Here is a 15,508-nt window from a genome sequence, read left to right as displayed (position 1 = left end):
AACGCTAACCAAGCTCCAGGGTGGCCACACTTGCCACCATCGGCTGCGCTTTCGGTGCCGGGCCACGATACATGCGGGCGGTTGAAAACCCGCATGTCATCCCTTCGGCCAAGCACAGCGACGTCAGCCCCTGCTGGCTATCCGGCACATCAATAGTCACCGGACCATCCCCCGTGGCAGCCGCCGCCGCACGCAAGAGTATTTCGGCGTCGTTATCCGTCGTCGCTATCAGCGGCCCGATCTTTGTACTTGTACGGCAAGCGCGCAGCGTCACGAACCCCATCATCTTGCCGTCGCGATCCAACACAAGCGTCTTGCGCGTCGTCGTATCAGTAAGCCAAGCCTTGAGGAACGCGGATTTATTGTACCCGTTTGCCGCCGTATCCATGGCAATCAGACCGGGCAAATCGGTTGGCCGCACGCACCGCACATTATTGCACTCTTGGCCTGTCACCTGTCCCTCAAATCGGGCCGTTTGACCCGCCGAGACAAAGCCAGACACCTGATAGTTCTGCTCTTGGTCGCGCACCCCATCAAGGCCGACTGTGCGCGGACCCGCATGTTGCATCGCGTAGTCCCAAAGGGTGAATCCAATCCCCTTCCCGCGCCATGCAGGCTCGACAATGTACAGTCCCAGAAACGCGAAACTGGGATCGTGGTTCACGACGGAAATGGCGGCGACAGGTGTGTCATTTTCAACGGCCACAAAAAACCCATCGGGATCAGCGGCAAAAAATGGGGCTGCGTCGTCGTGGCCAGGGTTCCACCCTTCCCGCGCCGCCCACTCCAGCGCGATCGGCAACTCATCCGCCATCATTGTCCGGTAGATCACACTCATGACTTACCCAACGCTTCGGCCAGCGACCGGGGCGGTTGTGCGCCGTGTGGCAAATCAAGAAGCGACAACAAATCGACAAGGTGGCTTTTCATCAGCGCTTCCGCCTCGTCTGCGTTGCCTTCGGCCAACGCCCGCAGCAAGGCATGATGCGCGTGGCTTTCACAAATCGCATTCCGCCACCGCCAATACAAAGCAATAACCAACGACGAGCGCGATACAAGGTTAGCTATAAAGGCCGCGATCGTCGTCTGATCGGCAATGCGCGCGATATCCAAATGGAACTGTCCAGACAGGCGCAATGCGCGCCCGGTTTCACCAGCGGCCAATGCCTCATGCTCCGCCGCCAAATGCGCCTCTAGCAGGGCGATATCTTCCGGTGTCGCTCGCAATGCCGCGGAATGGGCTGTGCGCGGTTCCAAAAGCGCGCGCGCTTCGAACACTTCGCGTGCTTCGCGCATATCAGGTTGCGCGACGAAAGCCCCCCTGTGCGGCGCGATGGTGACCAACTGCTCATGGGCGAGGGTTTGCAGTGCTGCCCGCACAACGGTGCGCGACACGTTAAAGGCCGCGCCGACTTCATCTTCGCCCAGTTTCATTCCGGGGGTCAGGCGATGTTCGTGAATCGCTGTCGCTAGGCCTTCTGCCACTGTACCGGCGCGCGCTTGTCTAGAATTGGTGTCCAAGGCTGGCTCGGGAATGGAATTGGTCATGTTATGATCTTTTTGTTCGGCTTCCTCAGTGGTGACGTCTTCCCGAAGTCAGCGCAAGATCCCCAAACCGCAACACCGTTGGATACAAAATCGTGCACAATCTGCGCGACGATATTGTGCACATTTCAACCATTGAGATTAAAAAACACTCACTGAGGAAGAAACAGGCACTGTTGCCGCCTTATGAAGTGAAAATCGCTTCTGCTTGCGCTCCTCTCAGGCACACCTTTTGGAAACTGAAAAGGAACCGCCATGGCGACCCCGCCCGATCTGCAATTGGTGAACCTCACAAAACGCTACGGCACGACCACTGCCGTGGACGCAATAAACCATCATTTTCGCGCAGGCGTCTATGCTTGTCTTCTGGGGCCATCGGGCTGCGGGAAGTCTTCCACACTTCGGATGATCGCAGGCCACGAAAGCGTCAGTGACGGGTCTGTCGTGCTGGGCGGCACGGATGTGTCACACCTGCCACCCGCCAAGCGCGGCACGGCAATGATGTTTCAGAACTATGCACTGTTCCCGCACCTGAGCGTAACCGACAACGTCGCTTTTTCTCTCAAGATGAAAGGCGTAGACACGGCGACCCGCCGCAAACGTGCAGCCGAGATGCTGGAACTTGTGGACATGTCTGCGCAAGCAGAACGCCTTCCAGCGCAGCTTTCTGGCGGCCAGCAGCAGCGTGTTGCGTTGGCCCGTGCCTTGATTACCCAACCGCAAGTGTTGTTGTTGGACGAGCCGCTTTCCGCCCTGGATCCTTTCCTGCGCATCCGAATGCGCAGTGAATTGAAGAAGTTGCAGCGCGAGCTTGGCATCACCTTCATCCACGTCACCCACGGACAGGACGAGGCGCTGGCTTTGGCGGATGAGATCGTCGTGATGAACAACGCGGTCATCGAACAATCCGGCGCCGCGCGTGATGTGTTCAACGCGCCGCGCACCGATTTTGTGGCGCGCTTCATGGGCGGTCACAATGTCATCGCGCTGCCCCACGGCGGCCAAGTCGCGGTCAGAAGTGACCGGATTTCGCTGACCGACCCATCGGCCGGACGGCTTGAGGGCCGCATCATGACGATTGAATATCAGGGCACCGCCGTGACGCTGAATGTGCGCGCAACAGGCGATCAAGACATCGCCGCCCTGATCCCGGAAGAACAGTATTTTGCCAATCCCTTGACCGAAGGCACCGCCGTCGGACTGACCTGGGAAGACGTGGCGATGCACTCGCTGCACGCCTGACACGAGAAAACTGCCAACACCGAACACGCAACAGAGAGGAAAACCATGACCCCCAGCAAAAAGACCGGCGGCATGAACCGCCGCAGCCTGCTTAAAGGCGCCGCCGCTACCGCCGCAATCGCAAGCACCAACACCATCGGTGCGCCGATGATCTGGGCCCAAAACATCAAGGACATCACCCTGCGCCAGTTCGGCACCGGCGTGTCAAACTTGAATGATGTCGCCACCAAGGTGAAAGAGGATCTCGGTTTCACACTTGAGATGACAGCGCTCGACAGCGATGCTGTGACACAGCGCGCGGCGACCCAGCCCGACAGCTTCGACATCGCAGATATCGAATACTGGATCTGTAAGAAAGTCTGGCCAACTGGCAACCTGCAGGCGATGGATACGTCGAAAATCGCCAACTATGACAAGATCGTTGGCATTTTCCGCGACGGCAAACTGACCCCCGAGTCGACCATCGCGCAAGGCACAGCACCGCACAGCGTCGGCTTCGTCGAAGGCCCGGGCGGCACGGAATTCGTGGACAATGAATCCGGTTGGATGACCCTGATCCCAACGATCTATAACGCCGACACACTGGGCATCCGCCCCGACCTCATCAACCGCCCGATCAGCAACTGGTCCGAACTTTTGAACCCGGAATTCAAGGGCAAGGCGTCGATCCTCGACATCTCGTCCATCGGGATCATGGACATGGCCATGGTCTGCGAATCCATGGGCGAGATCAGCTATGGCGACAAAGGCAACATGACCAAGGAAGAGATCGACAAGACATTTGCGATCTTCACCGAAGCCAAGAAAGCGGGCCAGTTCCGCGCCTTCTGGAAAACGTTCGACGAAAGCGTCAACTTGATGGCCTCGGGCGAAGTCGTGATCCAGTCGATGTGGTCGCCCGCGATCACAGCGGTCAAATCGCGGGGAATTCCGTGCGTTTATCAGCCGCTGGAAGAAGGCTATCGCAGCTGGGGCGGCGGGCTTGGCCTGTCAAACTCTCTGTCCGGCTTGGAACTTGAAGCCGCCTATGAATACATCAACTGGTACCTGTCCGGCTGGGTCGGCGGCTATTTGATGCGTCAAGGTTACTACTCCGCCGTGCCGGAAACCTCTAAAGAGTTCATGAGCGAGAACGAATGGGGCTACTGGTTCGAAGGCAAAGCCGCGACCGACACCATCACGTCGCCCACTGGCGATCCGCTGGCACAAGCCGGCGACGTACGCGATGGCGGTTCGTTCACCGACCGCATGGGCGCCGTGGCGTGCTGGAACGCCGTCATGGATGAAAACCAGTACATGGTCCGCAAGTGGAACGAATTCATCGCCGCGTGATGCAGTGACCAAGATCGGCGCGGGGGCAATGTTCCCGCGCCACGATGAATAATTTACCGGAGAGAGGACGCGCAATGCGCCTGAACCGACATGTTGCAGGCTGGCTGATGGCCACCCCCCTTTCTCTCGTTTTGGCGCTGTTCCTGCTTTTGCCAATCGGCATGATCGTAATTGTCAGCTTTTGGGGCGCGACCGAATTTTCGATCTATCCCGCGTTTCAGTTCGACAATTACGAGTTTCTGTTCGGATCACCGGTCACCTATTCGGTGTTTATAAATACCTTCAAATATGCTGTCGTGACTTGGTTTTTTACACTGACCATCGGGTTCACGGTCGCCTATTTCCTGGCATTCCACGTGCGCAGCCTCACCTGGCAGATCGCCCTGTTCTTGGTGTGCACGATCCCGTTCTGGACCAGCAACATCATCCGAATGATTTCGTGGATCCCATTTCTGGGGCGCAACGGGTTGGCCAACTCGACATTGATTTCGTGGGGCGTGATCGACGAGCCGGTTGAATGGCTTCTCTTCTCGGATTTCTCGGTGATCCTGACCTTCGTACATCTTTACACTCTGTTCATGGTGGTTCCGATCTTTAACACCATGATGCGGATCGACAAATCCCTGATCGAAGCGGCCTATGACAACGGCGCAACCGGGTTCCAGACCTTGACCAACATCATTATCCCGCTGACCAAACCGGGGATCATGATCGGGTCGATCTTTGTGGTGACGCTCGTCATGGGCGATTTCATCACGGTGCGCTTCATGTCTGGCAGCCAATCCGCAAATGTCGGGCGCTTGATCTCGAACGATATCGCGCTGCTTCAATACCCGTCAGCGGCGGCAACGGCTGTTGTGCTGCTTGCGACGGTGTTGATCGTCATCGCGGTGCTGCTGCGCTTTGTCGACATCCGAAAGGAGCTTTGAGATGGACGGAAAACGCCCCCGCTCTTTTTATGTGCTGGCCGCAGTCTTCACGCTGTTCCTGATCTTCCTCTATGGGCCCACCATCACCATTGCGATCCTCAGCTTTCAAGGGCCGCAGGGCGGATTGACCTTCCCGATGCGGGGCGTGTCGTTGCACTGGTTCTATGACTTGTTTGAACAACAAGCTGTGGGCGACATCTGGGGCAGCTTCTCGCGCTCGCTGATCTTGGGTCTCATGGTTATGGTCACCACTGTTGTGGTGTCAGTCATGGGCGGTTTGGCGTTTCGCAAACGCTTTGCCGGGTCCGGATTGCTGTTCTATGTGATCATCACCTCGCTGGTGATCCCGTCCATCCTTGTGTCGCTGGGCGTAGGGCTGATCTTCAACCAACTCGGGTTCAAGGTACACTGGGCGACCTCGGGCTTTGGCTCGCAACTGACGTGGACCCTGCCCTTCGGCCTGCTGATCATGTTCGCCGTGTTCAACCGTTTCGACAAAAGCTATGAAGAGGCGGCCCGCGACCAAGGCGCAAGCCCGTGGCAAACAATCCGCCACGTGGTTCTGCCGATCATCGCACCATCCCTGATCGGCGTGGCCCTGTTCGGCTTCACCTTGTCCTATGACGAATTTGCACGCACCTTGCTTACCGCCGGCAGTTACAACACCCTGCCGCTGGAAATCTATGGCATGACCACCAACGTCACGACGCCGGTGATCTTTGCGCTTGGCACGCTGACCACGATCTTTTCGTTCTTTGTCATCGGTGTGTTCCTGCTCACCGTGTGGAGCCTTGGGCGTCGTCGCAGCAAGCAAGGATCGGACGCAGGCAAGGGCATGGTGTGATCCGATGACCGTTGTTCTGATCAACCCCAACAGCACGCAAAGCATGACGTCTGCGATGCTGGACGGCGCACGCGCCGCAGCGCCGGACCTCATGATTGATGGCTGGACGTCGCACACTGCTCCGCCTGCAATTCAAGGCGTCGAAGATGGAGATGCGGCAACCCCGCCTTTGCTTGACCTCGTCCGTGAGGCCAGCGCGATGGGGGCGACCGGCATCATCATCGGTTGTTTCGACGATACGGGCCTAAGCGCTGCGCGCGACATCGCATCTTGCCCGGTCATCGGCATTGGACAGGCCGCCTATCATATGGCTGCTTTGCGGGTGGGAAAATTCTCTGTCGTGACGACGCTCGGCGTGTCGGTCCCCATCTTGGCGGAGAACATTGAAACCCAAGGCTTTGCGCCACAGCTTGGGCGCGTGCGGGCAAGCGAGGTTCCGGTGCTCGATCTCGAAGCAGATCCAGATGCGGCCTATGCCGCGATCTTGGCCGAGACCCGCAAAGCGGTTGATGAAGACGGGGTGAGCTGTGTGGTTCTGGGCTGCGCGGGTATGGTCGGACTGCCAGAACGACTGGCAACCGAAACCGGTGCAACGGTGATCGACGGCGTGACCTCTGCAGCCCGGTTGATGGTTGCCCTAGCGGATCCAAAAGCGGTCTGAACTCACAAACCTTTTTTGTGGCACGGAGGCGTCGAAGTGCGGAACTTTGCACACCCCGACGCCACGACGCTCATAGCGCGGCGGCCGCCTAGTGGTTGTCACGCGGCAAATCGTTCACCACCCGGTGATACGCCGTCGCCAGCTCTAGGCATCCCCCATCGGCAAGCTGCCCTACATGGGTGCGGTAGATCTCTTGCCACGGGGTCTGGTGATGCAACTCCGGCGCGGTCCAAGCCGCACGGCGCTCTGCCCATTCCTCATCATCCACCAGTGCATTGAGGGTCCGCGCATTCAAATCCAACCGAACCCGGTCACCGGTTTGCAACAACGCCAACCCACCGCCAACAACCGACTCAGGAGAGGCATTCAGGATCGACGGGCTTTCGGATGTGCCCGATTGCCGCCCATCCCCGACGGTTGGCAAATGGTTCACCCCGGCCCGGATCAGCGCGTCGGGCGGCTGCATGTTCACCACTTCGGCGGATCCCGGATATCCGACGCAACCCACGCCGCGGATGAACAGGATCGTATGCTCATCAATCTCAAGCTCCGGGTCGTTCAGCCGGTCGTGATAATCCTCGGGGCCTTCAAACACGACCGCCCGCGCCTCCATCACGTTTTCCGCGCCCGGCGCGCTCAGGAACCGAGCTCGGAAATCCGGAGAGATAACCGATGTTTTCATCAGCGCACTGTCAAAGAGGTTGCCCGACAGAACCACAAAGCCCGCCTTGGCTCGCAGTGGGTCGGCCACTGTCCGGATCACATCCGTATCGCGCGACCGCCACCCTTCCAGCGCAGCTGCCATGGTTCCGCCCGCAACGCTGGGTGCATCGCCGTCCAGTAAACCGGCTTCTGCCAGTTCGCCCATGACGGCCGGCACACCGCCCGCCCGATAGAACGACTCGCCCAAATAGGCCCCGGCAGGCTGCATGTTCACCAACAACGGCACATCATGGCCAATTTCTTGCCAGTCGCGAACGTCCAAAGGCACGCCCGCGTGCCGCGCAATCGCCTGCAAATGTGGTGGCGCGTTTGTGGACCCGCCAATCGCGGAATTGACCCTGATGGCGTTTTCAAATGCTGCGCGGGTCAGAATGTCGGACGGTTTCAGATCCTCCATCACCAATTCAACCGCGCGCTTGCCCGTGCGATAGGCCATCGCCATCCGTTCGCGGAAGGGGGCTGGTATCGCCGCACACCCCGGCAATGACATGCCAAGGGCTTCGGCCATGGCGTTCATCGTGCTGGCGGTGCCCATCGTGTTGCAATGCCCAAGGCTGGGGGCCGAGGCACACACCCGTTCGATGAACTCGTCATATTCAATCTGACCATCAGCCAGCAATCGGCGACTTTCCCAAACGATCGTCCCTGACCCGGCCAGCTTGCCATTCCACCAACCATCCAGCATCGGTCCGCCCGACAGCGCGATCGCCGGAAGGTCCACCGTGGCAGCCCCCATCAGCATGGCAGGCGTTGTCTTGTCACAGCCGGTTGTCAGAACCACCCCATCCAACGGGTAACCGTGCAGAACCTCTACAAGGCTCAAATAGGCCAAGTTCCGGTCCAACGCGGCCGTGGGTCGCTTGCCGGTTTCCTGAATTGGGTGCACCGGAAATTCCATCGGCACGCCGCCCGCATCGCGGATGCCTGCCTTAATCCGGTCCATCAAGAAAACATGGATCTTGTTGCAGGGCGCAAGATCGCTCCCGGTTTGGGCGATTCCAATCACCGGCCTTTCGCCCTGCAATTCCTCGCGGGTGTATTCCTGGTTCAGATACCGCTCTAGGTACAGAGCGGTCATTCCCGGATTATTCGGGTTGTCGAACCACTCCTGCGAGCGGAACCTGCGGTTTGCGCGTGTGTTTGACATGGTTCCTCCGGTTTACCTGCGCGTGATTGATCCCGCGCTGCTGACCGAAATGGTATACCAAACCACGGGGATGACAATGCACCGTGGCGCGTCAGGGCAGATATACGGCCCGAAAGACAGCAAGAACCGCGTCATCGCTATCTGACAAAACAAGCGTCTGGCCGGTTACCCTGTAGCTGCGCGTCTGAGCCAAGGCTGCCGCAAGGTCCCTCTCCATTTCGGCAAGGGGCGACATGCAGGCCATCAACGTCGCCATGCCCGGCCCAAATGTAAGCGCGGTTCCGGAAACCTCATAACTGCCGGACATCGCGTTGCACCCGACTGTTGCGGAATAGCGCGGCACCGTTTCGTCCAGTGACGCAGCGCGCAAAACGATATGCGGCTCGCGCATATTAGGTTGGGCCTGCACCTCGGCACCGCCCAGTTGGTCCAGTTTCCAATAGGTGTTCACCAAGGATGCCGTCGCCATGTCTCGGCGGCAATCCTCGCCGGGGCGCGTGTCAATCAACCGGTCCACCACGACCATGCGTTGCGGGGGCCCTTCCATCGCGGGTAACGTGGCGATCTGCCCATCGATCACCACAAGCATAGGTGCTTGCGGTGCAAGCCGCTCGGCAAGGTAGGCGCGTTCAAGGTCCAGATATCCGCCCTGCATCGCGACCCCAAACCGCTGCCCGCTTTCGCAATGTTCAAACGTCGCAGCATCCGCAAAATAGACAAAACTGCCTGTCATCGGCATCGATGGAAGGTCAACCGGGTCAAACGCGCCGTCAGTGGTCAGCTCATAAGGCAAGTCGGATACAATTTCGCTGCCATCGGCGGCCAAGGCGCGCAATGTCGCTGGCCCTTTGATCTGCCACTGAAGCGGCGCATCGTTCGCTTGGGACCCGCGCGGCGAATGCAAAACCAAGGCTCCTCTATCCGGCGCCACCGACCAACGGCCAATCGCGCCCGTTACCAAAGGGTCTTCGCGGCCCAGCCATTCGCGTCGCAACTGGTAACTCTGATCCGGCCAAAGATCGAGGTGATGCTGCACCCCACTGCAATCTGCGCACGGCAGAATGCCGGAAAAACTGGCTGGCAACCGAAGCCCATGCGCCCCAAGAACAGGCTCCGCATCACTCTGCTGCCGCGCAGCGACCCGAACCATCCGTAGCTCAACACTCTGACCGGCGCCACGTGTCAGAACCGTGTGGACTGTGTCGCTTGTGAACATCAATCCCTCGGGGCCTGTGATCCGGGCGCGCACGGAATATGTGTGGGCAGGATCTATCGCTGACGGATCATATTCGATTGCAAAGGCATAAGGCGGGCCAGATGACCCGTCGCTTTGCACGCGCCCCAGTTCAATGGCCGCCGCATCCGCCAATGATATGTCTTCAAGCACTGCTTCAAAAGTTGCGCCGGGCGGCACGGCAATCCTCTCGCGATAAAAGGCCGTTCCGGTGACCGTCTCAGCAAAAGCAGAGGTCATGAAAACCCCCAAAAGACAGAACACCGCCGGGATCAGACGCGTCATGATACTCTCCGTATTGGCCGCAGGACGCGGACCTTTCGCTCGCCTCCATCATGGACCGATCCCACATCGCACAACAAGCCCATCCCGCGCCTATTGCGGCGAAGGCTCTTCTGCCAAAAGTGCGGAAATGGCGCTTACATCTTGAGCGACTGCGGCCCCTGCCTTGTCCTGCATCTGGCGGTAGTGCATCAAAATCAAGCGGCCGGTATCCGTTAAAACCGCCCCGCCGCCCTGCGCGCCACCACGGCTTCGCAAAACCAAAGGCTCCCGAAAAGCCTTGTTCATCGTCTCAACCAGCGACCAGGCGCGTTTATAGCTCATGCCCATGCTTCGCCCCGCCGCAGCGATTGACCCCGTCGCGGCAATACCTTCCAACAGGTCGGCCTTGCCCGGCCCCAACATCATCCCATCAGAATAGACCAAACGCAGGCGTAGTTTTGGCGCTTGCGTATCTGCGTGATCAGCACACGCATTTTGGGGCGAAACATCGGTCTGACTGTGGCTCATTGCCCCATCACACTCTGCGGGGACAGAATTTGCAACGCCTGCTATCACTTGCGGTAACATTTTTGAGGGGTAATAGTCGTGTTCATTCAACCTGGGAGGGGCAAATGTATTTGGTGCGCAATGTCCTTGCCGCTATTGGTCTGGTATCGCTGATCGGTATCGGATCAGCGGCAGTCTATGCAAAAGTACATTTTAGCGGCTTTCACCCACGGGCGATCAGCGTCTACCTGTCGATGGCGCAGGTTCTTATGGAAACAGGTAACCCTGCTGAAGCCACAGTGTGGAAGGCACGCGTTGCCAATGGTCTGACGTTCGAAGACGTGGAACAGTCCATCCAGTCGCTCGCCCATGAATACAACATCCGCGGGGTGGGCATGCTGCCACTTGGCGATCAGGTGGCCGCGATGCAGGGCGCGCCTTGGCGGCGGCTGAACGTGTACTTGTACTGCAACCCGCTTGTGGCGGCGCGCATGGTCGAGTTTTCCGAAGCTTTCGCCGCCTATTTGCCCTGTCGCATCGCATTGCTAGAGGATGAACAGGGCGATTTGTGGCTTTACTCTATAAACATGGATCTCCTGATAGAGGGCGGGCGACCGCTGCCAAATGGCTTGCGCGTCGCCGCAGAAGAGGTCCGCGACGTAGTTAAGGCAATCATGGACCGCGCCGCCAACGGCGAGTTCTGAAAAATGGCGACGCTCAGTGGTGCATCCGCGAAATAGGCGCGCCGCTTGGTACAAGGCTTTTCAAGTTGCTCCCTTGCATGGTCATGCGACCAATTTCCAGCCCGAGTCGACGCGCCGAACTGACCAACGGCCACATTCGATCGGCAGGAACCAAAAGCATCGCCATGAGCAATGCGTCTTCTTCGTTTTCGCTGCTGGCGATTGTCACGAAATGCGCCAAAAGCGTTTCGTCGAGCCCGGCACATGGGCACCCCGCGGAATGCCGACAGAACCGCCGCCGCCCCTGCCCTAGCAAGATTGACAACGTGGTCTCGAATTCCGCCAACACAGTTCGCGCACGTGCAGCGCCCAACGTCCCCGCCAAAGCTGTCCAGACCCGTGCTTGACCGTCAGGCCCTTCGCACCAATCGCGTAACGCTCGCACCAACCATTGCTCTCTTGCAGGCAAGTCCGTCAAAGCCCGAACGGGCATACCGCCTCTTATGTCTGCGCGCGCCGTCATTTCGTCAGTATCAATTTGCCGGCGCGGGTAATGCGCAGGGTATAAACCATCCCATCCAACACGATCTGCGCTGTCTGGCCGGGGCCGATCAGAGCACGGGCGTCGTGCATCGGCGCGGTGTCGGTCTCCATGTCAAACCCGGCCGCGTCGGCAGGGCTCGCGCTAGTCGGGCGAAACGCGACAGTCATGGTCGCCCCTCCATCCAATCCAAAAGGTCCTCGATCCCGCGACTAGAGCGGCCATCCTGCCCCGCCAACAGGTCTAAAATTTCAAACAGGTTCTCGTTTCGCGAGAACTGCGACTTAGGGGTTTGCAGCGCGACGCTGCTGGGGTGTTCAGGGGCTGCAAAGGGCGACAAGGGGCTATGCTGCACACCGCTAGATAATTGGGTCATGCCAATAAGTCCTTCAGATAGAAGTCAGGATGTATCCGGCACCGGGCTTCCCGAGGGTGGCTGGGGCTTACCTTTTAAACCTGAGTGAATCACTAAGGTTTGTCAAGCGGTCTGTGCGTTACACCGCGGCGCGCCAAAAACGAAACCGGCTTTGCCCGGTTACTTCGCGCACCAACCCCATATCTTCAAAGCGCAACATGTTGCGCTGCACGGCTGCCCGAGATGCCCCTGTCTGCTCTTCGAGCATCGGCGCAGACACAAGCGGCCAGTCCATCAACGCATCCACAAGACGGGCTGGCGTCCGACCCGATAATGGTGCGATCCGCGTCAAGGCTTGCACATGCCACGCAGCCAGGCGGTCACATTCCATCAAGCCGCGCAATGCAGCCTGCTCCATTCCGCGCAACCAAGCAAAAAGCCGGGCAGCACCATCACCGGTCGCCCGCAGCGCATCACCGCCCCCCAAGGCCAGCGGCACAAAACCCAAGCCCCCAGGACGTAAGGCTTGGGCCGCAAGTTTGGACGCAAGAACAGCACCTTCCACATCTGCCAGATCACCGGACAACCCGCGCGCGCGCCATCCCTGCCAAGCACCGGCCGCAATTACAAAGGGATGAAGTCCACCCAAAGCGTCCACATGCTGCGCCCAGTCCCGTGCAAGCGCCTCAAATTCAGTGCCCGTCGGGCGGGACATCAACTCAGCGTCCGGCGCGACTCCAACAGATTCACGCCCCAAGAACTCCGCCAATGCAACAGGGTCCGACAAGTGGGGCAGCCCTGCATGGTCCAACCTGCGCTGTGCCCAGGCTGCCCGCGCCAGAGATTGAGAATCCTCGCTCAGCGCGGCCAACCGCAACACGAGATAGAGCGCCAGCCGGTCAACAGTCACGCGATCACCCAGGTGCCAGCCCAAATCCGCGACTTCGGAACAAATTAACCTCCGGCGCAATCCGGGAACCCCATTGCGAACGCGATCATCCAACCCGCCCACCGCCATTGCGGCGCGGGCTAAAGCCGCTGCATTCACCGCTTCGGACTCAGCCCAATCATCGGCCCGCAAATCATCTTGGGCGGATCTGGACGAACTTGTCAGCCAAGGCAGATCACCCGGCGCTTCTTCTCCGTCTGGCGAAGCTGGTATGAACCATAAGTCGTCATCCTCGGCGTCCGGGTCAGGGTCGTACATTCCCCGGGTCCCCGTGTCGGCCTCTTCATCATTGGCGGAAGCATCCCGCCCGGTTCGGGAACGGGCATGCGAGGACAAGGGAAAATCAGGGGCGCGCACCATTCGCAAAGCCTATGCCATCGCGGCGCGCGCACCAAACTCTTTCATGACCTGCGGCGGCGCTTCACGTGCGACAGGATCACCAAAGCCCCAACGCCACCGGCCAACATGGGCAATGCTGGCGGCAGCGGCACAGGTTCCGGCGCACCCAACGTTTCAAACGCGACCACAGTCCCATTAGCGGCTGTGACCGCCTCCGAGCCACCAGTCAGTGTACTATACGGTGACACACGAAAGGTTGTCAGACCTGCGGACAGTTCGGTTTCCGGCAATTCCGTCAGCGTTTCGGTGGAAGCGAACCGCTCACCCGTAAAACGGATCTTCGCCCCCAACGCCGACAGAACCGCGTTGTAATTTGCCAAGACCGTCGCGCTAGCAGCCTCTGCCACAAGGAGCACGGTGCCTGCTCCCTCGCCAAAGGCCTTGATCGCAGCAAGCTCAGCAGGGGAAAAGTCGAAGATTGTGTTGTAATTTGTGGTCAGCACCAACAAATCTACCGGCGTTAAAGCCGCAGTCGTCAGGAGCGCGGACCGATCGGTCAGGGTCACACCAAGCGCCCGAAAATGGCTGACGACACCCCCGAGTTGCCCGAAGCCACGCGAAAAAACGACTTGGTTTCCGCCATTTAAGACGTTTTCGTATAACCCAAGATTATCGGCGGAACCCGCGTTCACGTCACCGATAACCGTCAGCGTCGCAGCTTCAGAAGGCGGGGCCACGGCCCCCAGAGACATCCCAAACGCGAAAACAAGTGGCATAGACCTGCGGATAAAACGCAACATCGAATGTCCTTTCGACACAGATTTCATAGCGGGGAAAAATCCCGCTCTCTCTGCCTAAAGCAAACATGCTTGATGCCCGGTTAACCGTAATGCGCGCTCAGCGCTTATAGCTGACCTGCTGTATCCCGCGCACCGGCACATCAACGACATACAGCCCGCCCGCCTGTGGGTTCGCATCGAGCATCGCAGGCGTCATTTCTATTTGTGCTGTTGTGATGAACAAACGCCGCATGGTCGGGCCACCAAGCGCACAAGAGGTGACGTTTGGCACCGGAACGCGAATAATCGTGTCCAACGTGCCATCGGGCAGATATCTGGCGACCGCCCCGCCGCCAAATCGCGCGTTCCAAAGCCCGCCTTCCACGTCCACCGTGGACCCATCAGGCTTGCCTTCGCCCTCGCCCAAAGACACGAAACTGCGCCTTTTAGACGGCGTTCCCGTCGCTGGGTTGTAATCATACGCCCGAATTTCACCCTCTACGGTATCGGTGAAATACATCACCCTTCCATCTGGTGAAAACGCAATCGAATTGGCGATCGCCACATCGTCAATAACAACCCTGACCCGGCCCCGATCCACCGACCACACCGGCGTGATCGGCTTCCGTTCTGCTTCGTCAATTCCGCCGACAACAAACCGGCCTTGGCGATCGACACCGCCATCGTTCATCCGGACGCCGACAGCTTCCGTCTGGTAGTCTTCGAACAGACGCCTCTGGCCAGTTATCGGGTCGAGCCATGCCAGACCGTCGGCAAATGCCCCAAGCATCCGCCCATCGTCGCAAAACGCAAAAGAACACAGCGGGGCGTCGAGCGCCTTGGTTTTCAAGTTTCCCCCGACCTCGTCACAAGACCAAAGCGCTTGCCCCTTGATGTCGGTCCAGAACAAGCGGCGCCGCCGAGGGTGCCATTGCACGCCTTCACCCAGAAGGTTCTTGCAATCCACAAGGAGTTGAGCGTCGAGAAAACTCACACCAATATCCTCACGCGCTCCAGCCGTTGCCATCATTCGTTCCGCCCCCGCGCTGCAAAACGAGGCAACAGCGCCGAAAAGTCCTGCGTTCCCGCCCCCTCGACATCCACGAAATCTGCATATAGCTCGGTCGCCCGTGCGCCAAGCGGTGTGTCTGCATCCACTTGTTCTGCCGCCTTTTGGGACAACCGCAAATCCTTCAGCATAAGCTCTGCCGCAAAGCCGGGCCGATAATCGTTATCGGCTGGCGAGTTTGGTCCAACGCCGGGTGCCGGACAATATGTGCTGATCGACCAACTGTTCCCCGACGACGTGGACACCACATCATACATTGCCTGTCGATCCAGCCCCAATTTATCCGCAAGCGCGAAGGCTTCGCAGGTGACAGCCATGGTCGCGCCAAGGATCATGTTGTTGCAGATCTTCGCCGCCTGTCCGTT

18 protein-coding genes are annotated in these 15,508 nt (G+C 59.0%); 6 read left to right on the top strand and 12 right to left on the bottom strand.

Going from position 1 to position 15,508, the window contains the following annotated elements:
- Positions 1-4: 4 nt before the first annotated feature.
- Together E2L05_RS10985 and E2L05_RS10980 are read right to left on the bottom strand one after the other, a co-directional pair.
- On the bottom strand, positions 5-838 hold the full coding sequence (locus E2L05_RS10985; RefSeq protein ID WP_133342958.1) for a GNAT family N-acetyltransferase: 834 nt from the start codon (positions 836-838) through the stop codon (positions 5-7).
- A complete protein-coding gene (locus tag E2L05_RS10980; protein ID WP_133342957.1) occupies positions 835-1,548 on the bottom strand; it encodes a GntR family transcriptional regulator in 714 nt (237 codons plus the stop codon). Before E2L05_RS10980 ends, E2L05_RS10985 begins: the two co-directional genes overlap by 4 nt.
- 252 nt (positions 1,549-1,800) lie before the next feature.
- Between E2L05_RS10980 and E2L05_RS10975 the strand changes: the two genes are divergently transcribed.
- From E2L05_RS10975 to E2L05_RS10955, 5 genes are all read left to right on the top strand, one after another.
- Complete coding sequence (locus E2L05_RS10975) at positions 1,801-2,787, top strand: ABC transporter ATP-binding protein (RefSeq protein ID WP_133342956.1); 987 nt, start codon at positions 1,801-1,803, stop codon at positions 2,785-2,787.
- Positions 2,788-2,832: 45 nt separating this feature from the next.
- On the top strand, positions 2,833-4,119 hold the full coding sequence (locus E2L05_RS10970) for an ABC transporter substrate-binding protein (RefSeq protein WP_176600822.1): 1,287 nt from the start codon (positions 2,833-2,835) through the stop codon (positions 4,117-4,119).
- A gap of 74 nt (positions 4,120-4,193) precedes the next feature.
- Positions 4,194-5,048 (top strand): ABC transporter permease, encoded by an 855-nt coding sequence (locus tag E2L05_RS10965; RefSeq protein ID WP_176600821.1) that lies wholly within the window; start codon positions 4,194-4,196, stop codon positions 5,046-5,048.
- A gap of 1 nt (position 5,049) precedes the next feature.
- On the top strand, positions 5,050-5,892 hold the full coding sequence (locus E2L05_RS10960; protein ID WP_133342954.1) for an ABC transporter permease: 843 nt from the start codon (positions 5,050-5,052) through the stop codon (positions 5,890-5,892).
- A 4-nt stretch (positions 5,893-5,896) separates the two neighbouring features.
- The gene (locus E2L05_RS10955) at positions 5,897-6,553 is read left to right on the top strand and encodes an aspartate/glutamate racemase family protein (protein WP_133342953.1); all 657 of its coding nucleotides are present in this window, start codon (positions 5,897-5,899) and stop codon (positions 6,551-6,553) included.
- Between the two features lie 88 nt (positions 6,554-6,641).
- Here E2L05_RS10955 and E2L05_RS10950 read toward each other — a convergent pair whose 3' ends face one another.
- The 3 genes from E2L05_RS10950 to E2L05_RS10940 form a co-directional block, all read right to left on the bottom strand.
- Positions 6,642-8,423 carry an IlvD/Edd family dehydratase gene (locus E2L05_RS10950; RefSeq protein WP_133342952.1) on the bottom strand — a complete coding sequence of 594 codons (1,782 nt, stop codon included), beginning with the start codon at positions 8,421-8,423 and terminating at the stop codon, positions 6,642-6,644.
- A 91-nt stretch (positions 8,424-8,514) separates the two neighbouring features.
- The gene (locus E2L05_RS10945) at positions 8,515-9,942 is read right to left on the bottom strand and encodes a YbaY family lipoprotein (protein ID WP_133342951.1); all 1,428 of its coding nucleotides are present in this window, start codon (positions 9,940-9,942) and stop codon (positions 8,515-8,517) included.
- A 90-nt stretch (positions 9,943-10,032) separates the two neighbouring features.
- Positions 10,033-10,449, bottom strand: a complete 417-nt coding sequence (locus E2L05_RS10940) for a winged helix-turn-helix domain-containing protein (protein ID WP_133342950.1) — start codon at positions 10,447-10,449, stop codon at positions 10,033-10,035.
- Positions 10,450-10,553: 104 nt separating this feature from the next.
- Here E2L05_RS10940 and E2L05_RS10935 point away from each other — a divergent pair, with 104 nt between their 5' ends.
- A complete protein-coding gene (locus E2L05_RS10935) occupies positions 10,554-11,132 on the top strand; it encodes a DUF302 domain-containing protein (protein ID WP_133342949.1) in 579 nt (192 codons plus the stop codon).
- A gap of 13 nt (positions 11,133-11,145) precedes the next feature.
- Here the strand turns inward: E2L05_RS10935 and E2L05_RS10930 are convergent, their stop codons facing one another.
- From E2L05_RS10930 to E2L05_RS10900, 7 genes are all read right to left on the bottom strand, one after another.
- Positions 11,146-11,604: a hypothetical protein gene (locus tag E2L05_RS10930; RefSeq protein WP_133342948.1), complete on the bottom strand. Its 459-nt coding sequence runs from the start codon at positions 11,602-11,604 to the stop codon at positions 11,146-11,148.
- Between the two features lie 26 nt (positions 11,605-11,630).
- Entirely contained in the window at positions 11,631-11,765 is a 135-nt protein-coding gene (gene hemP / locus E2L05_RS10925) for a hemin uptake protein HemP (RefSeq protein ID WP_133342989.1), read from the bottom strand.
- Between the two features lie 53 nt (positions 11,766-11,818).
- Positions 11,819-12,028 (bottom strand): hypothetical protein, encoded by a 210-nt coding sequence (locus tag E2L05_RS10920; RefSeq protein WP_133342947.1) that lies wholly within the window; start codon positions 12,026-12,028, stop codon positions 11,819-11,821.
- Positions 12,029-12,146: 118 nt separating this feature from the next.
- The gene (locus E2L05_RS10915; RefSeq protein ID WP_165971739.1) at positions 12,147-13,214 is read right to left on the bottom strand and encodes a helix-turn-helix domain-containing protein; all 1,068 of its coding nucleotides are present in this window, start codon (positions 13,212-13,214) and stop codon (positions 12,147-12,149) included.
- Between the two features lie 143 nt (positions 13,215-13,357).
- Positions 13,358-14,095: a hypothetical protein gene (locus tag E2L05_RS10910; RefSeq protein WP_133342945.1), complete on the bottom strand. Its 738-nt coding sequence runs from the start codon at positions 14,093-14,095 to the stop codon at positions 13,358-13,360.
- Positions 14,096-14,192: 97 nt separating this feature from the next.
- On the bottom strand, positions 14,193-15,101 hold the full coding sequence (locus E2L05_RS10905) for an SMP-30/gluconolactonase/LRE family protein (protein ID WP_165971738.1): 909 nt from the start codon (positions 15,099-15,101) through the stop codon (positions 14,193-14,195).
- On the bottom strand, positions 15,101-15,508 hold a 408-nt coding region (locus E2L05_RS10900; protein WP_165971737.1), incomplete at its 5' end, for an NAD-binding protein. The genes E2L05_RS10905 and E2L05_RS10900, both read right to left, overlap by 1 nt.

The organism is Meridianimarinicoccus aquatilis (assembly GCF_004358675.1).
Classification (GTDB): domain Bacteria; phylum Pseudomonadota; class Alphaproteobacteria; order Rhodobacterales; family Rhodobacteraceae; genus Meridianimarinicoccus; species Meridianimarinicoccus aquatilis.
Note: the sequence above shows the minus strand (reverse complement) of the source record. Positions and strands in the feature narration are given on the sequence as shown.